The sequence below is a fragment of the Paenibacillus sp. fava2 genome (assembly GCF_058313675.1).
The window spans coordinates 4,014,252-4,034,828 of record NZ_CM177755.1 but is presented as its reverse complement, the minus strand read 5'-3'; the positions used below and the strand labels follow the sequence as shown (position 1 = coordinate 4,034,828).

The 20,577-nt window shown below is 54.4% G+C and carries 12 protein-coding genes; all 12 read left to right on the top strand.

Annotated features, from left to right (window positions below):
* Positions 1-17 precede the first annotated feature (17 nt).
* The 12 genes from AC4G46_RS17380 (at position 18) to murI (ending at position 20,494) form a co-directional block, all read left to right on the top strand.
* On the top strand, positions 18-3,917 hold the full coding sequence (locus AC4G46_RS17380) for a discoidin domain-containing protein (RefSeq protein ID WP_491123835.1): 3,900 nt from the start codon (positions 18-20) through the stop codon (positions 3,915-3,917).
* 481 nt (positions 3,918-4,398) lie between these two features.
* Positions 4,399-7,944: an alpha-amylase family glycosyl hydrolase gene (locus AC4G46_RS17375; protein WP_491123834.1), complete on the top strand. Its 3,546-nt coding sequence runs from the start codon at positions 4,399-4,401 to the stop codon at positions 7,942-7,944.
* Between the two features lie 189 nt (positions 7,945-8,133).
* A complete protein-coding gene (locus AC4G46_RS17370; RefSeq protein WP_491123833.1) occupies positions 8,134-8,877 on the top strand; it encodes an FCD domain-containing protein in 744 nt (247 codons plus the stop codon).
* A gap of 27 nt (positions 8,878-8,904) precedes the next feature.
* Complete coding sequence (locus AC4G46_RS17365) at positions 8,905-10,950, top strand: hydantoinase/oxoprolinase family protein (protein ID WP_491123832.1); 2,046 nt, start codon at positions 8,905-8,907, stop codon at positions 10,948-10,950.
* Positions 10,947-12,920, top strand: a complete 1,974-nt coding sequence (locus AC4G46_RS17360) for a hydantoinase B/oxoprolinase family protein (protein WP_491123831.1) — start codon at positions 10,947-10,949, stop codon at positions 12,918-12,920. Before AC4G46_RS17365 ends, AC4G46_RS17360 begins: the two co-directional genes overlap by 4 nt.
* Positions 12,921-13,021: 101 nt before the next feature.
* Positions 13,022-14,155, top strand: a complete 1,134-nt coding sequence (locus AC4G46_RS17355) for an ABC transporter substrate-binding protein (RefSeq protein ID WP_491123830.1) — start codon at positions 13,022-13,024, stop codon at positions 14,153-14,155.
* Positions 14,156-14,214: 59 nt separating this feature from the next.
* A complete protein-coding gene (locus AC4G46_RS17350) occupies positions 14,215-15,342 on the top strand; it encodes an ABC transporter ATP-binding protein (protein WP_491123829.1) in 1,128 nt (375 codons plus the stop codon).
* Entirely contained in the window at positions 15,339-16,256 is a 918-nt protein-coding gene (locus tag AC4G46_RS17345) for an ABC transporter permease (RefSeq protein WP_491123828.1), read from the top strand. The genes AC4G46_RS17350 and AC4G46_RS17345 overlap by 4 nt, the downstream gene beginning before the upstream one ends.
* Positions 16,249-17,082 (top strand): ABC transporter permease, encoded by an 834-nt coding sequence (locus AC4G46_RS17340; RefSeq protein ID WP_491123827.1) that lies wholly within the window; start codon positions 16,249-16,251, stop codon positions 17,080-17,082. Before AC4G46_RS17345 ends, AC4G46_RS17340 begins: the two co-directional genes overlap by 8 nt.
* A gap of 5 nt (positions 17,083-17,087) precedes the next feature.
* On the top strand, positions 17,088-18,302 hold the full coding sequence (locus AC4G46_RS17335) for a M24 family metallopeptidase (RefSeq protein ID WP_491123826.1): 1,215 nt from the start codon (positions 17,088-17,090) through the stop codon (positions 18,300-18,302).
* An 83-nt stretch (positions 18,303-18,385) separates the two neighbouring features.
* The gene (locus tag AC4G46_RS17330; RefSeq protein ID WP_491123825.1) at positions 18,386-19,591 is read left to right on the top strand and encodes an MFS transporter; all 1,206 of its coding nucleotides are present in this window, start codon (positions 18,386-18,388) and stop codon (positions 19,589-19,591) included.
* 126 nt (positions 19,592-19,717) lie between these two features.
* On the top strand, positions 19,718-20,494 hold the full coding sequence (gene murI / locus AC4G46_RS17325; RefSeq protein ID WP_491123824.1) for a glutamate racemase: 777 nt from the start codon (positions 19,718-19,720) through the stop codon (positions 20,492-20,494).
* The last annotated feature ends 83 nt before the right edge of the window (positions 20,495-20,577 follow it).

Sequence of the window (20,577 nt, the reverse complement as noted above, 5' to 3'; positions counted from 1 at the left end):
TGCTGAGGAGGATTATAATGCGTAACAAGTATGTCATCTGGTCACTTGTAGCGGCGATGCTGGTCTCGACCCTGTATCTGGCTGCCGGTTCCTTCGGAATCGTAGCTGCCGCCGGTGGACAGAATCTGACCCCGGGCAAAACAGTCACCGCAAGCGGCCAATCCCAGACGTACACACCGGACAATGTAAAAGACAGTAATCCGGGCACCTACTGGGAAAGTACAAACAGCTCATTTCCGCAATGGATTCAAGTCGATCTCGGGACAAGCACCAGCATTGACCAGGTTGTGCTGAAGCTGCCGCCTGCCTGGGAGACGCGCACCCAAACCCTGTCTGTTCAAGGCAGTTTGGACGGAGCTTCATTCAGCACCCTTGCCGGCAGCGCTGCTTATGTATTCAACCCTGCATCAGGCAACGCAGTAACAGTTGACTTCAGCACTTCCAGCACCCGCTATGTCAGGATCACTGTGACGGCCAATACCGGCTGGCCGGCCGCGCAGTTTTCGGAGGTTGAGATTTATGGCGCAGCCGCTACAACGCCGACACCTGGACCGACAGCTACGCCGGCTGCCGGTACGTATCAGGCTGAATCTGCAGCACTTTCCGGCGGTACAAAGGTGAATACAGATCACACCGGATTTTTGGGCACGGGCTTTGTGGACGGCTACTGGACACAAGGGGCAGTCACTACATTCACGGTTAACGTGCCGGCTGCCGGTACACGCAATGTTACTCTCAGGTATGGTAACGGGAATACCTCGGCCCAGACCTTGAGCCTCTATGTAAATGGGGCCAAAATCCGCCAGACCTCGCTGCCGAACCTGTCCGGCTGGGATACATGGGGGACAAAAACAGAGGCGCTGAATTTGAATGCCGGTAACAATACGGTCGCCTACAAATATGATGCCGGCGACAGCGCCAACGTGAATCTTGACCAGATCACAGTTGCGGATACCGTAACAGCTACACCCACTCCTGTTGTGACTCCAACCGTTACACCAGCTCCTACGGCGGTGCCCACACCTACGGTTGCGCCTACACCTGCGCCAACCCAGTCCGCAACACCTTCACCCACTGCAACCCCTGCACCAACAACCCCGCCGGGCAGCAATATAGCGGTCGGCACAACCATCACCGCCTCCTCTGCAACCCAGAACTTTACAGCAGCCAACGCTAACGACAATAACACCGCAACTTATTGGGAAGGCGGCAGCAACCCGAGCAATCTGACTCTGGACTTTGGGTCCAATCAGGACATTACCTCGATCGTCCTGAAGCTGAACCCGGCCGTCGAATGGGGAGCACGGAGCCAGACCATTCAGGTGCTCGGACATAATCAGACTACAACCACCTTCAGCAGTCTGGTCTCTGCCCAGAGCTATACATTTAACCCGTCAACCGGCAACACCGTTACTATTCCTGTAACAGCAACGGTCAAGCGCCTGCAGCTGAATATCACAGCCAACAGCGGCGCGCCGGCAGGACAGATAGCCGAATTCCAGGTATACGGCTCACCGGCAGCCAATCCCGACCTGACGATTGCCGGAATGTCCTGGACACCGGCAGCTCCGGATGAAGCTACTGCAGTTATGCTGAATGCCACCGTTATAAACACCGGCAATGCAGCATCTGCAGCAACCACGGTTAACTTTTACCTTAATGATGAGCTTGCCGGTTCCGCTGCCGTCGGTGCGCTGGCCGCCGGTGCATCATCTACAGTATCGGTAAATGCCGGAACACGCGCTGCGGCCAGCTATGCTTTAAGCGCCAAGGTGGACGAGAATAACCTTGTCATTGAGCAGAATGAAACGAACAACAGCTACAGTCATAATTCTGCACTTGCCGTCAATCCCATTTCCAGCTCCGACCTGACCGGTACCGTCGCATGGAGTCCGGGTACACCGGCAGCAGGCAGCAGTGTTGCCTTCTCGGTCAGCCTGCGGAATCAGGGCATTATTGCCTCAGCCGGCGGGGCCCACGCGGTAACAGTGGTCCTAAAAAATGCCGCCGGTGCCACCATACAGAGTTTTAACGGCACATACACCGGCGTCATCGCTGCAGGGCAGACTGTTCAAGTGGCTGTTCCGGGTACATGGACGGCTGTGAACGGAAATTATACGGTGACGGTTACTGTAGCAGCAGACGGGAATGAAGCGGCTTCCAAGCAGAATAACAATACCAGCACGACAAATCTGGTAGTATACGCCCTGCGCGGGGCAAGCATGCCTTACAGCAAGTATGATACAGAGGATGCAGTGAGAGGCGGCGCGGCGGTGCTGAGAACAGCCCCGACCTTTGACCAGTCGCTGACCGCATCGGAAGCTTCCGGCCAGAAGTACGTTGCCCTTCCGTCGAACGGCTCTTATGCCGAATGGACCGTAAGATCCGGGCAGGGCGGAGCAGGGGTAACGATGCGCTTCACCATGCCGGATTCCCCGGACGGCATGGGACTTAACGGTTCACTGGATGTCTATGTCAACGGCAGCAAGGTTAAGACAGTTGCTCTAACCTCTTATTACAGCTGGCAGTATTTCTCCGGTGATATGCCGTCAGATGCACCGGGGGGCGGACGTCCGCTGTTCCGCTTTGATGAAGTACACTGGAAGCTGGATACAGCACTCAAGGCCGGAGACACCATCCGCATCCAGAAAAATAACGGCGATGCCCATGAATACGGCGTGGACTTTCTGGAGATTGAACCGGTTCCTGCGGCAATTGCCCGTCCTGCAGGTTCGGTAGCTGTTACAGACCACGGCGCAGTGGCAAATGACGGCCAGGATGATCTGCCCGCCTTCAAAGCCGCCGTTACGGCAGCAGTCGCTGCAGGCAAACCGCTGTATATCCCTGAAGGAACCTTTAACTTAGGCGGTATGTGGGAGATCGGCTCGGTCAGCAGCAAGATCAACAACATCACCATAACCGGCGCCGGCTTCTGGCATACCAATATCCAGTTCACCAATCCGAATGCAGCCGGGGGAGGTATCTCACTGCGTGTCACCGGACGGCTTGATTTCAGCAATGTCTACATGAATTCGAACCTGCGTTCACGTTATGGCCAGAATGCCATCTATAAAGGCTTTATGGACAATTTCGGCACCAATTCGGTGATCCATGATGTATGGGTGGAGCATTTTGAATGCGGGATGTGGGTTGGAGATTATGCGCATACACCGGCAATTTATGCCACCGGACTGGTTGTAGAGAACAGCCGGATCCGCAACAATCTGGCGGACGGCATCAACTTTTCCCAGGGTACCAGCTATTCTACAGTGCGCAACAGCAGCATCCGCAATAACGGGGATGACGGGCTCGCCGTCTGGACCAGCAACACTAACGGGGCTCCGGCCGGAGTAAATAATACGTTCTCGTACAATACGATTGAAAATAACTGGCGGGCAGCAGCGATTGCTTTCTTCGGAGGAAGCGGACACAAAGCGGATCATAACTACATCATTGATACGGTAGGCGGTTCCGGCATCCGGATGAATACGGTATTCCCCGGGTACCATTTCCAGAACAATACTGGCATTGTGTTCTCGGATACAACGATCATTAACAGCGGTACCAGCCAGGATCTTTATAACGGGGAAAGGGGAGCCATCGACCTGGAAGCCTCCAATGATGCCATCAAAAATGTGACCTTTAGCAATATTGATATCCTCAATACCCAGCGTGATGCGATCCAGTTCGGCTATGGCGGCGGATTCGAAAACATAGTATTTAACAACATTAATATTAATGGTACAGGTCTCGACGGGATTACAACCTCGCGCTTCTCCGGACCGCATAAAGGTGCTGCCATCTATACCTACACAGGCAATGGATCGGCAACCTTCAACAATCTCGTCACAAGCAACATTGCTTATCCGAATCTGAACTACATCCAGTCGGGTTTTAATCTGACTATTAACAATTGATAGCTGTACCTGCCGGCAGGGAGGAGGGGGTCTTCAGGCCCTCTCTTTTTTTGAAAATAAGATTAATGAGGTTATTAATTAATGATGTGAATTGAACTATAATATCAGGTAGAATGCGTTATTTAGGTGAAAAATTAGGAAACCGGTTTCTGAGTGCCTAATCAGCAGGATTATCGAGAAATAACCAGATAAAGTTCCGGATATTAGCTCAAAAGATCCATTGACCGCGCTTCGCTGAGGATACTATAATCAGAATCAGGAAAAATTCATTGGAGCAGAAGCGGAGGCTGCCGCTTTATTTCATCTAATTTATGCAAGCGCATACAATGGAGCTTTTCCGCTCAAACCGTGGGGGTGATGGATGGTTTAGCACAGGCATTGATGCCAATAGCCGGGAGTTCTTTTATTACCTTTTTTGCAAACGTTTGCGCATTAAAAGATGTTGGTTCATTATCAAACATTTGATCAGGAGGTAGTCTATTTGATAAGAAATAAAACGAGGCGTTTTCTTTCGTGGCTGGTTATTTTTGCGCTATGCTTCGGCTTGTTCGGTGCGTCAGGCGGCGCTTCCGCCAGCAATACCAATTATACCGTTACTTACACTAACAGCACGGCAACGGCTGTAACCCTCCACTGGACAACGAATAATTGGTCGAGCGTTACAGACACCGCAATGGCAAAGAACGGAACGACCTTCACGGCCAATTTGGCAGTCGCTGAAGGGGCTACTTTAACGTATTGCTATCACATCACCGCTCCAACCGACAGCTGGGATAATAACGGCGGCAAAAACTGGACCGTAACCATTCCCTCTGCCGGCCGATATGAAGCGGAGAACGCAGCATTAACCGGCGGGGCAAAAGTAAACACCAATCATACCGGCTACTCTGGAGCGGGCTTCGTGGACGGGTATACGGTTAGCGGGGCAACTACAGCTTTTACAGTCCAGGCTTCAGCTGCAGGCGCATACAACGCGACTTTGCGTTATGCGAACGCGACAGGCAGTGCCAAGACAGTATCCGTCTATGTGAACGGGACCAAAGTCAAGCAAACTACACTTGCAAGTTTAAGCAGCTGGGACACCTGGGGTGAACAGAGCGAATCGCTCAGCCTGCAGGCTGGCAGCAACACCATCACCTACAAATACGATTCAACTGACAGCGGAAATATCAATATCGATTATGTAACGGTTCTACCCGGAACAACACCAACACCAATACCAACGGCAACTCCGGTGCCGACAGTCCAGCCAACGGCAACTCCATCTGCTACTCCTTCACCTACTCCAGTAGTTACACCATCACCAACTCCAGTACCTACCGCAACACCAACACCTACGAATACACCTACCGCAACACCAACAGCCAGCGTAACCCCATCACCAACAGCAACGGCAGCCGGCATTACGGTCCATGTGAAAAAACCGGCAGGCTGGAATACGGCAATGCGCATCCATTACTGGAACCTGAGTCCGTCCACGGTACCGGTCAGCGGAGCCTGGCCAGGCATTCTGATGAAATCCGACGGTAATGACTGGTACAGCTACACCATTCCGGGCGCTTCGAGCACCAGCCTGATTTTTAACGACAGCAACGGCAAACAGACAGGCGACTTAACCCGCAATGTAAAAGAGAGCTGGTACTACACAGACAACGTCTGGTATACCGCTAATCCCGAGGCGCTGAAGACACCGGTCATCACAGTCTCTCCGGCTCCAAAAACCTACGATGCTGCACAAACGGTTGCGCTTTCAAGCAGCCATACGGGCGACAAAATCTACTATACAACCAATGGCTCTACACCTACAGCTGCCTCTGCTTTGTACACGTCTCCAATCCAGGTACCGTCCTCGTTAACGATAAAAGCGTTTGGTGTGAACGCGGACGGTGTTGCAGGCAGTGTGTCCTCTTTCGCCTATGTGATTGACCTGAATGCCGATCTGCAGCCGCCGGTCATTACGCCAAATCTGCCGGTAGGGCAGTCTGCTACAGCGGTAAATGTCTCTTTTAACATCAAAGACAACAAAGCCGCCGCCGTAACCGCCTACTATACAGATGACGGAACAGAGCCTACTACCAGCTCCAAAGTTTACCTTACAGGTAATGTGCTTGCCGGGCTGACCGGTCCGCAGATCCTGATCGCCAAGACGACAACCCTGAAATTCCTCGTTATGGACGCCGCCGGTAACCGGACGACCCAAAGCTTCGTCTACAGCATCGGCAGCAAAGGGGATTTCCGCGAGGACTCCATATACTTTGTGATCACCTCCCGCTTCTATGACGGCGATACCAGCAACAATGCCCATGCCTGGGATGATGCCAAGGCCGGTAACCCGGATTCTGATCCAGCCTGGAGAGGGGATTTCAAGGGTCTGATCCAAAAGCTTGATTACATCAAAGCACTCGGCTTCAGCGCCATCTGGATTACACCTGTTGTGCAGAATGCCAGCGGTTATGATTACCACGGCTATCATGCAATTAATTTTGCCAAAGTCGATCCTAGATACGAGTCCGCGGGCGCATCCTACCAGGATCTGATCAACGCCGCCCATGCCAAGGGCATCAAGGTCATTCAGGATATCGTCGTCAATCATACCGGCAACTTCGGCGAGGAGAACCTGTTCCCGATGTTCAAGAAGGATGAGACCAAGCCGGACACAATTGCGAATCTGCTCAAAATAACCAATAAGCTGCCGGCCAACTACGATTCCATGACACCGGATCAGCAGTATCAGGCCAGACTGGCCCTGATGAAGACTGCTGAGACCAACAACAATATCTATCACACGGAAAAAAGCCTTTCCTGGGAGTCGTACACTGTCCAGACCGGGCAGATCGCCGGGGATTGCGTGGATCTCAATACAGAGAATCCCGTGGTTAACCAGTATCTGATCGACAGCTACAACCAGTATATTGATATGGGGGTTGATGCTTTCCGGGTGGATACGGTGAAGCATGTCAGCCGGTATATTTTTAACAAATACTTTGTTCCGGCGTGGAAGGAAAGAGGAGGCGCGGGCTTCTTCATCTTCGGTGAGGTCGCTACCCGCTACAGAGATGTCTGGAACAGCGGCATTCCGGCTATTTCCACACCGTTCTATACCTGGAAGTCTGCAAAATCCTACCCTGGCGACGGTCAAAATGACTACGCTTCCAACAAGCTGTCCGTTGAGCAGGAATGGGCGGATAACTCCACAACTGCGGGTCAGCCGACGTCGAACAATGCTTTTCTGAACGGCAACAATTATCATACTCCAGACTATTCGATGAAATCGGGCATGGACGTAATCGACTTCCCGATGCACTGGGCGTTCAAAACGGCGCAGGAAGCGTTCAGCATGCGCAGCGGAGACAAGTTCTATAATGATGCTACCTGGAACGTGACCTACGTGGATTCCCATGACTATGCCCCTGACCAGGCACCGGAAAATCAGCGTTTTGCCGGAACACAGGATACCTGGGCTGAGAATCTGGCGCTGATGTTCACCTTCCGGGGCATCCCGGCTATCTACTACGGCTCGGAAATCGAGTTCCAGAAGGGAAAAGCGATTGACGTCGGCCCGAATGCGCCGCTTAGCACGACAGGACGCGCTTATTTCGGAGATCATATTGAGGGCAGCGTTACCGTGCAGGATTTTGGGAGATATACGAATGCTACGGGTACTCTCGCTGAATCACTGAACCATCCGCTGGCCAAGCACATCCGTCAGCTCAATCTGATCAGAAGAGCCGTGCCTGCCCTGCAAAAGGGCCAATACTCCACAGAGAATGTCAGCGGCAATCTGGCCTTCAAAAGAAGATATACCGACGCCTCCAAAGGCATCGACAGCTTTGCACTGGTCACCATCTCCGGCAACGCTACCTTCACGGGCATCCCAAACGGAACTTATGTGGATGCAGTAACGGGGGACATCAAGAACGTAACGAATGGCACCATCACACTGAACTGCTCCGGTAAAGGCAATGCCAGAGTCTATGTGCTGAACGGCAGCGGCGGGATTGGAGAGAGCGGAACCTATTTAAAGTAGAAGCAGTTTCCAAATGAAGGAATATTTTAAAACCCTCTGCCGAAATATTAGAACCCTCTGCCGAAATAGCAGGGGGTTTTTATTTAAAATTTATTCATACTAATTTGGTGTGGATAGTTGAAAATTTATGAACATGCAGTTATAATCCTATTAATCATCAGTGAGTAACAACGGAAAGGATGATACAAAGTGGCACTTGAATTGCATCTTTTGCAGCTCGAATATGAGTTTCTGCGGGCACTGGGCGAGGCGGATGCACCGCTTGGGGCCAGTACACTGGTACATACATTAGGGAAGAAATACGAACTCAGCCAGGCAACGATCGGGCGCAAGCTCATGGAATTCGATGTTGAGGGATATACCGTACTCGAAGGACGAAAAGGCCGGGTGTTAACAGACAAGGGCTTAAACCGGGTAACCCACTTGGAAAAAGAGCTGCAGCTGAAAAATGCCAATTCCCAGCTTTTGCAGCGGCTGAATGATTCCGGGGAATCCGCACTGCTCGATGTGCTGGTAGCCAGGCGTGCGCTGGAGAGGGAAATTGCTTCGCTGGCAGCCCAGCGGGCAACGGAGGATGATATTAAGCTGCTGGAGGCTTCGATTGCCAATCAGCTAGATTTGTTATCCCGGAATATCATCCCTTATGAGGAAGACCGGGAGTTCCATACGCTGCTTGCCCTGGCTGCAAGGAATCAGGTGCTGTTCCATGCGGCGCAGCTTGTCTGGCAGACGGGCAGGGATTTTATGGAGACTGCCTATATCCGCCGCACGGTGGGCAGCGCGCTGGTCGTGGATCACCGCAACATACTCGATGCTGTTATTGCAGGGTCTGCAGAACAGGCCGAGGCGGCGATGGTTACCCATATCAACCAGCTGATCGAGGATGTCAAACGCTATTATTCAATACAGAATCAAAAGCAGAACCAATCATAACAGGTTTGCAATGAAGGGGTGGAAAGAGTGGACATCAATTACCGCTTAGGCATAGATATCGGCGGAACCTTTACAGATGCTATCGTAACAGACAGTCAAGGGCGGGTCGTTGCAACGCTCAAGACACCGTCGGTGGCAGATGCGCCTGAACAGGCGATTTTCAATGCGCTGGAGCAGCTTCAGGCTTCCGGTGTGAATACAAGCGAAATCGATCTTTTTGTACACGGCACAACGCTTGGCGTCAATACACTGATCGAACGCAACGGAGCCGTTACCGGGCTGCTGGTGACCATGGGCTTCCGGGATGTGCTTGAAATCCGCCGTCTGCGGCTGGAGAATACAACGAATCTCTATGGAGACAAGACACAGCCGCTTGTTCCGCGCCAGCTGGTGAAGGAGATCAATGAGCGGCAGCTTGCCGACGGCAGCGTCTTAACGGCGCTGGATAAGGACGAGCTTCTGGCAGCGGTGGAGGAGCTGGTTCAGCAGGGCGTAACGGCGCTGGCAATCAGTTTCCTGCACGCCTATGCCAATGACGGGCATGAGGTGCTGGCCGAGCAGCTGATCCGTGAGCATTATCCGCAGCTGTTCGTCTGCCGCAGCAGTGCCATCTGGCCGCAGCAGCGTGAATTCGAGCGGACCCTGGCCACCGTAATGAACGCCTATGTAGGCGAACGGATGGGCTCTTACTTCAAACGGCTTCAGGCAGGCATCGGGCAATACGGAGTTTCGGCTACCTTGCTGTCCACTATGTCCAACGGCGGCATGATGACCGCCGCCCGTGCTGCTGCCGAGCCGGTCAGAACACTGCTATCCGGCCCCGCTTCCGGTGTTATCGGAGCTACCTATATCGCCGAACAGGCCGGTATCAGCCAGGTTGTGACGTTTGATATGGGCGGAACGAGTGTTGATGTGGCCCTGATTGATAAGGAGCCGGCTTATTCCACCGAGAACCAGGTGGGTGATTTCCCGGTTATCATTCCGGCGGTGGATGTGACCGCTATCGGCGCAGGCGGCGGCTCAATCGCCTGGGTGGACTCGGTCGGCGTGCTCAAGGTCGGTCCGCGCAGTGCCGGGGCAAGACCCGGACCCGCCTGCTACAACCGCGGCGGCCAGCAGGCAACGACCACCGATGCTTATCTGCATCTGGGCATCCTGCAGGCAGACCGCTTCCTCGGAGGCCAGATGCAGCTGTATCCGGAGCTGGCCGAAAAGGCGCTTACGCGGCTGGGTAACCAGCTCGGACTGGATGCCACTCAGACGGCCCAGGCAATCCTCGACGTGGCGACAGCGAATATGTACGCCCAGTTTTCACCGCTGATGGCGCGCAAGGGTGTTGATCCGCGGGACTTCACCCTGCTGGCCTATGGCGGGGCAGGCCCGATGCATGCTTTTCTGATGGCCCGCGAGGTGGGCATCCGCAAGGTACTGATCCCTCCGTCACCAGGCACACTCTGTGCGATGGGCTGTACGGTAGCCAATCTGCGTAATGACTTTGTGTTCACCTTCCATAAAAGCAGCGGCCGTCTCGCTGCAGGTGAACTGGAAGCACAGTACGCGCTGCTCGAGCAGCAGGGCCGCAAATGGATTGAAGAGGAAGCCAGCGGCGGAGTCGAGCTTGGCGGCACTTATGTTATTTATAGTGCCGATATGCGTTATGAGGGGCAGGCTTTTGATCTGGAGGTCACGCTGTCCCAGGCTGAGACGGCTGATCCGGAGCAGGCAAAGGCCAAGTTCCACCGCCAGTACGAGTCTGTGTTTGGTATCAGCCAGCCGGAAGCAGAGGTTATGTTCGTTAATCTCCGTGCCAGTATCGTAGGATTGCTGCCGAGCAAACCGGCGGCTGCGCTGCCGCGTGCGGCTGATCTCGCTAAGCCGGTTGAAGAACGGAAGATCACTTTTGACGGAACTGAGCATCTGGCCAAGGTGCTTAGCCGGCAGCAGCTCGGCACAGACAGCCGGGTTTCCGGTCCGGCCATTTTCGAGGAATATGACACAACCGTCTTTATCCCTCCGGGCTTTGAGATTTACACAGATGCAAACGGCAATATTATCGGGGAGGCGGAGCTATGATTACAGATAAAGTCTTCCTGGAGATTTTTAATAACCGTGTACAGGCAGCGGTGGAGGAAATGGCCAACGTGGTGCTGCGCACAGGCTTTACCGCTTTTGTTAAAGAGACCGGGGATTTCGGGACCTACCTGCTCTCGCCGGCAGGTGAGACCTTCGGGTCTCCGCTGGATACGGGCTATAACCTGTCACTCGGGATTCCAGCGGCAACCGCGATCAAGGCGATAGAGCACTGGGAGGAAGGCGACCTGGTGATCTGTAATGATCCGTATACGACTGGCGGCATGGTTACCCATCTGCCGGATATCCATCTGATTAAGCCTTATTTCCATGAAGGACGGATTATTGCCTTCGGCCTCTGCTTCGTCCATTCCTCGGATGTCGGCGGGAAGGTTCCCGGCAGTGTATCGCCAAGCGCCTATGACATTCATATGGAAGGCATCCGGATTGCTCCGGTCAAGCTGTATGAAGCCGGGCAGCCGAATGAGCAGGTGCTGCGCCTGCTGCTCGACAACAGCCGTATCCCGGAGCAGAACCTGGGGGATCTCAAGGCGCTGATGGCTGCGCTGAACCGCGGGGAGCTCCGCCTGGAGGAGCTGGTCAGACGTTATGGCGTACAGCAGGTGGAGCAGGGCATTGAGAACCTGCTGGAATATGCCGAGCTGAAGGCGCGGGCCATCATTGAAGACATCCCGAACGGCGCCTACGACTTCTGGGATTACCTGGAGAAGGGTCCCGGCGGCTATCCGATCCGGCTGCGCTGCAAGATGACCATTACCGGTTCGGATATTCATCTGGACTTCACCGGCACTGATCCGCAGGTAAGAGCTTCCTTTAATATTCCGACCCATAACCAGCAGGGGCATTACATGCTGGTGCCGGCCTTAATCCGGTACTTCCGGACGATCGATCCGACGATTCCGTGGAATTCCGGGATGGTACGGATGGTCAGCAACTATGCTCCTCCAGCCTCGCTGCTCAATCCGCAGCCGATGGCAGCGGTCGGCGCACGCGCGGCAACCTTTATCCGGGTCATGGATGTCATTACCGGGGCGCTCAGCCAGGCCCAGGCGGACAAGGTGCCGGCGGCGGGAGCAGGCCAGGCCTGTATCGTCATGATGGCTATGACCGATCCGGCCGACGGCAAGAGCAAGGTCGGTGTCATTCAGCCGGTCTGCGGCGGTTCGGGGGCACGGCCGATGAAGGATGGTATCGACGGAATGGACTTCGCTGTCGGCCATCTGCGGAACATTCCGGCTGAAACGGTTGAGGCAGAGATGCCGATCCTGATCGAGCAATACGGTCTGCGCAAGGATTCGGCCGGAGCCGGCAGGTTCCGTGGCGGAAGCGGTATTGACCTGCGGGTGCGGATTCTCAGCCCGGATACGGTAATGACCGCGAGAAATATGGAACGGATGGAGTTCCAGCCCTGGGGGCGTCTAGGAGGCGATGTTGGCGAGCACGGCGAAGCCATTCTGAACGAAGGCCGAGCCGGTGAACAGAGTCTCGGACGCATTGACGAGCTGCTGCTTCAGCCCGGTGATACAGTGACGTTCCTGTCCCAGGGCGGAGGCGGATATGGAGACCCTTATGAGCGTGACCCGCTGCTCTTGCTTGAGGATGTCCTGAAGGGGCTATTGTCACCTGAACAGGCAAAAGAGTGTTACGGGGTTGTCATTAACGGTAATACTGTGGACGAAGCGGCAACCGCAGTGCTGCGTGCCGGTCACGCAAGTAACCTGGAAGCCTTCAGCTTCGGAAATGCCCGTGACCGTTATGAATCGCTGTGGCCGGATGATATGCAGCTGGCCGTGAATAACGCATTAAGCGAGTATCCGCTGGCGCTCCGCGATTATCTCAAGCGGCAGACGATGGCAGAGGTTGAACGTACTGCCAACTCCGGGGAAGCGGTATCCCCGTCGTCCATCCCTGAGCGGATGGAGAAGCTCCGCGGGGCGATCGGATTACGATAACTGGTGCTGATTATCTTGAGCCTGGCGTGAAGCCGTTAACCCGTTAACTTTCAGTTAAAAAGCATAACCCAATAGAGAAACCACCAAAGGGAGAGAAACCAATGACAATTCTTAAGAAAAAACGTTCCTATCTTGTACCTGCTGTATCACTGTCCATGATGCTTGCCCTGTCAGCCTGCGGCGGAAATAACGCCACTAACAACGCTGCTAACGCAGAAGGTACATCTGCAACCAGCGGTGAAAAGGTCAAGCTGACCATGTTTATCTGGGCCGGCTCAAATCAGGATGTCGTTCCTAAAGAAGTCGTTGCGGAATATGTGAAGAACCACCCGAACGTCGAGGTAACGTTTGAGGAGTCGTCCAACTCCGTCATGTATCCGAAGATGCTCGCCGGCAAGCAGGCAGACCCGAATAACCCGGTTGTCAACTTCGGTTATTTCAATGCAGATGCATCGGCCAAAGGCATCAACGATGACATGTGGGAGCCGCTCGATCCTTCTATTGTAACTAACATGAAAGATATTCCTGAGCAATTCCATACAGCAGACAACAAGGGCATCGTCTGGGGCGTATCCAGCTTTGCCCTGGTATATAACAAGAATCTGGTACAGACTCCGCCGACCAGCTGGAACGATTTGTGGAGCAGCGAGGAGTTCAAAGGTAAAACGGCACTTTGGGATTACATGTTCTATTCCTACCTGTCCCCGCTTCTGGCTGTAAAAGGGGAAGAGCTGGGCGCATCCTATGAGAATCCGGAGCCGGCGTTCCAGTTCTGGGCGGATCACAGCGATCAGATCGGCACACTGGTAACCTCCAATGATCAGCTCAAGGGACTGCTGGATTCGGGCGATGCCCTGATTGCACCGTTCAGTGCCCAGGTAGCACAGACCTGGATCGAGGGCGGATCTCCGCTGGCGGTAGCTTACCCGCAGGAAGGTGCCATTTCCTTCCCTTACTCACTCCAGGTTGTTAAAGGCTCGACTCCGGAGCAGCAAAAGGTTGCCAACGAAATTATCAATGAGCTTCTAAGCGCAGATGCATTGTCCCGTTATGCAGAAGTTACTGGAACACCGGTTACAAGTACTACGGCTGTTATTCCGGATAAATACAAAGCAGATCCTTCCTTCTCGGTAGAAGAACAGAGCAAAGGCATTAACCCAGACTGGGATACACTGGCCAAGAACAGCTCTGCCTGGAAGGAACTGTGGGACCGTCTGGTCAAGACTGAACTGTAAGGACATATTGTAAAGTCTGTATTGTATAGTCTGTATTGTAGAGACAGGAGATGAACACTATGAGCGGCGGAACAGGGCCGATTGCAATTGAGACGCGTGAAGTCATCAAGCGTTATGCGGGAAATACTGCCGTGAATCAGGTATCGCTGCAAGTGAAAAAAGGGGAGTTCGTCTCCCTTCTCGGGCCGAGCGGCTGTGGTAAAACCACGCTGCTCCGCCTGCTTGGCGGCCTGGAACAGCCTGATGAAGGCACGGTGCTGCTGTCCGGACAGGATGTCTCCGGCATTCCGGCCTATGGGCGGAATTCAAATATGATTTTTCAGCAGCTGGCGCTGTTTCCCCATATGGATGTCTTCAATAATATCGCGTATGGCTTAAAGGTAAGAAAAACCCCAAAGGCCGAGATCAGACAGCGCGTTCACGACATGCTGGAGCTGGTACAGCTCGGCGATTACAGTAAACGTGCCGTTTCCCAGCTCTCGGGCGGTCAGGCACAGCGCGTGGCGATTGCCCGCGCCCTGATCAACAAGCCGGAGGTGCTGCTGCTGGATGAGCCGCTGTCCGCACTGGATATGCAGCTGCGGCTGGACATGCAGCGCGAGCTGAAGCGGATTCAGCGCGAGTTCGGGGGCACGTTTATCTTCGTGACCCACGACCAGAGCGAAGCGATGAACATGTCGGACCGCATCGGCGTCATGCGCGGCGGCAGGCTGCTGCAGTACGGTACGCCGGATGAAATCTATGAGCAGCCGGCGGACAGCTTTGTTGCCAAGTTCATCGGCGACACCAACCTGCTGCGGGTCAAAGTGCTGGGCACGGAGCAGGGACGGGTCTGGGTGCAGGCCGGCGGTCTGAAGCTGGCTGTGCAGCAGCCGGAAGGCCAGCCGGTACTCACAGCCGGAAGCTCAGCCTCACTGTCGATCCGCTATGAGTATCTGCGGATCGGTGAAGCGGCCCAGGGCTGCGGCAACCTGCTGGAAGGTAGAGTCACAGACAGCGTGTATGGCGGAGCAAGCATCCGCTACACGCTGGATCTTGGCGGCCATATCCGGCTGCAGGCCAGCAGTCTGTACCAGCGCGGAGATGCCCGGTATGCTTCCGGTGATACGCTTGTCACCGGATTCAATCCCGAAGATGCGCTGCTCCTGCCGGATGACCCTGCTGCTGACAGGGAAGGTGCCCTATGATGCGGACGGCCGGCAAGCTAACCGGCCTGTTCGCCCCGGGGAACCGTTCCTGGCTGACGCAGCTGCTGCTGCTTCTTCCGGCGCTTGCCCTGATGGGCGTTGTCTATCTGGGCGGCCTGCTGATTTTCGGCAGGTACAGCTTTGATCTTTATGAGAACGGGCGGATGGTCCGTGACTGGAATCTGAGTACCTACCGTGCCTTTCTGGGCGATCCTTACTATTGGAAGCTGATCGGTACGACCTTCAGAGTAGCGGCCAAGGTAACCCTGTGGAGCCTGCTGCTTGCTTACCCGCTGGCTTATTGCATTGCCGGGCTCAAGCGGCCGGGGGCGCGCCAGCTGCTGCTTCTGCTGACATTCCTGCCGCTCTTGGTCAGCGCTGTAGTCCGTTCCTACGGCTGGCAGCTGCTGCTGTCCCGCCAGGGCTTTATGAACTGGCTGTTTGTACAGCTGGGCATTACCGATACCGGTTTTGAAATGATGTACAACGAGACCGGTGTGGTCGTTGCGCTTGTACATATTTTTCTGCCGTTTATGGTCTTCCCGCTATTAAATGTACTGACCCAGACGGATAGCACGCTCAAAGCGGCGGCGCATGACCTGGGAGCAGGCAAATGGCGGACCTTCCTGACAATTACGCTGCCGCTGTCTGCCCGGGGGATTGCCAGCGGCGTGCAGATCGTCTTTACGCTCTGCCTGACCGCCTTTACAACCCCGCAGCTGATCGGCGGCGGACGCGTAATGACACTTCCGGTGCTGATCTATCAGCGTACGCTGGATACGAACTGGCCGATGGCCGCGGTGGCCAGCCTGTTCCTGTTCGCCTCGTCGATTCTGGTCTCACTGCTGGTGAACAAGGGAGCCGACTGGCTGATGTTCCGCCGCTCCCGGAGTGGAGGAACCCATCATGCCTAACAAAACACGGGATTATAAATGGATTCTTTATGTATGCGCCGGGCTGGTCGGTCTATACCTGCTGATGCCGCTGCTGATGATCCTGCTGACCTCCATCAGCAGCGGATCAGCGAGCAAGTTCCCGCCTGAGGGGCTGACGCTGGGGTGGTACAGCAAGCTGGGAGAACAGAAGCAATTCCTGGAGGCTTTCCGTAACAGCATTCTTGCTTCGGCGGGAGCCGTTATTCTGGCACTGGTCACCGGTACGCTGGCCGCACTTGCAATGGTGAACTATTCATTCCCCGGCAGGGGACTGCTGAGAGCGTTCTTTATGTCACCGATGGTTATGCCAAAGATTACGCTTGGCGTAGCCTACCTGATTCTTTTCTCCAAAATGCATATCGCCGGCGGATTGTTCGCCCTGATCCTGGGCGAGGCCGTAATTGTCCTGCCGTTTGTGCTCTCGATTGTCGGCAGCGCGCTGGCCAATCTGAATCCGGCCCACCGCGAAGCAGCTGCTGATCTGGGAGCCGGGCCGCTGCGGATTTTCTTTACGGTGACGCTGCCTCAGCTGAAGCTTTCTCTGCTGCTGGCAGGCTCAATCGCCTTCGTCTTTACTTTTGATCAGGTGGAGACAGCACTGCTGATTCTGCGTCAAGGCAGCTATACATTGCCGATTCAGCTGTTCCTGTACATGGAGAAATGGCAGGACCCTACGGTCGCAGTTGTATCCGTCGTCCTTATTGCCTTTGCACTTGCGCTCTTTTTCGCAATCAAGCTGGTCATCCGCACTGCCCCGGGAATAGATACGCTGGCGGGCGGCAGACAGAATAAAAGGAGGTCTTGACTCTGATGGACAATAAACAGCAAAGCTCAGTTTCGGGCGTGAACCGCCCGCGTGCAGCTGAACGGATGGCCGCAAACGGTTTGTCCGCATTAGTGGCGACTACACCGGAAAATATCAACTATATTCTCGGCTCCCAGCTGCGGGCCAGCAACTGGACGATGCAGATTTATGCGGTGCTGCCCCGGGATACGGAAGCCCGTCCCTGTGTGATTATCCCGACCAATCGGCTGGGCGTTATTGCCCAGATGGGGATTACCGGTGCTGATCTGTATGTATACAGTGATTTCTTCGTCGAAGGATCTGTTGAAGGTAAAGCATCCACGCCGGATATTGATCTGTTCTACTCTCTGATGCAGAATACTACCAGCCACGCTGGTCCGGTTGAAGCGCTGAACGCTGCACTTAAGGATCTTGGCCTTGAAGGCCAGCCAGTCGGTGTGGATGAAATGCGGATCGCTCCTGATATGCTGGCTAAGTTCTCGGAAGGTCTTCCCGGCGGCCGGGCAATGCCGGCCTATAAGCTGTTCCGTGAGATCCGCCAGATCAAAACGCCGTTTGAAATCGAGCGGCTGCGCAGATCAGCCCAGTTGAATGAAGCGATCGAACAGCAGTTAATCGATATGATCGCTGCAGGCGTGCATGAACAGGATATTGCCGATCATTACCGGCTTTCTGTCATGAAGGCAGGGGGCACCCCGGCGATGACCGCTGTAGGCGCAGGTCCGCGCAGCGCGCTGCCGCTGATCGAGAACTACTTCCGCGAGATCGAGCACGGGGATCAGGTCCGCTTTGATCTTTGCCTCCAGTTTGACGGTTATTGGGGCGATACCGGCAGAACGGTTGTGCTTGGTGAGCCTACCCCTTGGATGGAGCATCATTTCGCGGCGGTGCGCAGCGGCTGGGAGCAGGCGCTTGAAACCGTGCGTCCAGGTGTAAAAGCGTCGGAGGTCTTTAACGCCGCAGTAGCCAGAGTGCAAAAGGAAGGCATTCCTCACTACCGCCGCCAGCATGTCGGGCATGCAATCGGTCTTGAGCTCTACGATGATATTACACTTTCTCCGGGTGACCACCGTATACTGGAGCCGGGAATGGTGCTGTGTGTCGAGGTTCCTTACTATGAGCTGGGTGCGGGCGGCTTCCAGATTGAAGATACGGTTGTTGTTACCGCGGACGGCTATGAATTTTTGACATCGATGGAGCGTAAGCTGTTCCGCAAATAACAAGTGAAGGTTCCGGTCAACCGGTCCTTGTCAAGGCATACTAAGGCAACCGGAGCTTCTCCTGATGAAGAAGGTTGGAAGTCATGAAGATAGAACAAGGTTCACCAGCGTTTCGAAATATCAGCCTGGCTTTGTTTGCCGGAGGTTTCGTTACCTTCGCATTGCTGTATACACTGCAGCCGCTGATGCCGGAAATTACGGGGGACTTTGGCATTACACCGACTAAAGCCAGTCTCACCCTGTCAGTCACAACGATCGCCATGGCACTGACCATGCTGTTTATCGGCTCCATTTCGGATGCCACCGGCCGCAGGGCGATTATGACGGCTTCGCTGGTCGCAGCATCATTGATTGCCGTCTTCTCAGCCTTCAGCCCGCAGTTTCCGGTGCTGCTGTTGCTGAGAATTCTCCAGGGCATTGCGCTGGCCGGGCTTCCGGCGATTGCCATGACCTATCTGGTGGAGGAGATTGACCCGGCGAGTCTTGGCTACGCGATGGGGCTGTACATCAGCGGTAATTCCATCGGCGGCATGGCCGGCCGGATCATCAGCGGCCTGCTGACAGACTGGTTCGGCTGGCGGGCGGCAGTCGGAGGGATCGGTGTTCTGGGAATTGCCGCAGCCGTCATCTTCTGGATGGTCATTCCGCCGTCACGCCATTTCGACAAGCAGCCCGGTAAGCTCAGCAGGGTTATTCCGCTGCTCTGGTCACAATGCCGCAATCCGCGGCTTTTGTGTCTGTACGGGCTCGGCTTTCTGTTAATGGGCAGCTTTGTCACGCTGTTCAACTATATCGGCTTTGAGCTGACCGGTGCTCCGTATAATCTCAGCCAGTCACTGGTCGGCAGTATTTTTGTCGTCTACCTGATGGGCACCTTCAGCTCTACCTGGATGGGCCGGCTGGCCGACCGTTACGGACGGACCGGAGTTATCATTCTGGCGCTGGCCATTATCCTGGGCGGAGCGCTGTGCACGTTGCATCCATCCCTGTGGGTCAAAATCATCGGCCTCGCCCTGTTTGCCTTCGGCTTCTTCGGCGGGCATTCCATTGCCAGCAGCTGGGTCGGGCTGGTCGCAGATGAACACAAGTCACAGGCTAATGCGTTGTATCTCTTTTTCTACTATGTAGGCTCCAGTCTTAGCGGTACGGGCGGCGGTGTACTGTACGGCCATTTCGGCTGGATCGGGATTATCGGGATGATCGCCTGCTATGTGCTGTTAAGCCTGCTGCTGTGCAGCTTGCTGGTACATAAAAACAAAGCAGGGCAGGAGCACACTTTAAGCCGGTAAGTTGAACATATGAAGTAATTCTGCATAAATTATGGGGCAGCCGTATCCGGCTGTCTTTTTTCATCAATCAAGAAGGTCTTGTGTTAAAATAGATAGGCAATTATCAAGCACGAAAAGAGTGAAATTATGCGGATTGGTTTTTTTGACTCCGGAATCGGCGGAATTACGGTGCTGCATCAGGCCCTGAAGCTTCTGCCAGATGAAGATTACCTGTTCTATGCGGATACGAAGAATGTGCCCTACGGAGAGAAAACAAAAGATGAAGTGAAACAATATATTTTTGAGGCTGTGCAGTTTATTGCGGAGCAGCAGGTAAAGGCCATCGTCATTGCCTGTAATACAGCTACCAGTGTCGCAATCGAGGAGCTGCGTGAACGGTATGATTTTCCGATCCTTGGGATTGAACCGGCCGTGAAGCCGGCTGTGCAGAAATGGGAGATTCACCGTAAAAAGGTGCTCGTCCTGGCCACTAACCTCACCCTGAAGGAAGAAAAGTTCAATAATCTGGTCAAGCGGCTTGACCACCGGGATATCGTCGACAGCCTGGCGCTTCCGGGCCTGGTTACGTTCGCCGAGCAGCATGAGTTTAATGATGAATTGGTCAAAAGCTACCTGCAGCAGGAGTTATCCCGCTTCGATCTGTGCCAGTTCGGAACGGTTGTACTCGGCTGTACGCATTTTCCTTACTTCACGAATGTCATCAGGGAACTGTTCCCGGAAGGAACGGACTTTATCTCAGGCAGTACCGGTACGGCCAACAATCTAAAGCGGATACTGGATTGTGACCAGCTGCTGGAGAGCGGAAGCGGAGATATTGCCTACTATAATTCCGGAATCAGAGTGGAAGATACAGCCACGCTGGAACGTTACGGACAGCTGCTGCGGATGCTGGATACGCTATGACACCGGCAAAATGAATTGAGCAATCCGCCTAATCCTGCTATACTTTTCGCATGTGAATGGGATTGGGGGTTATACTGATGGCA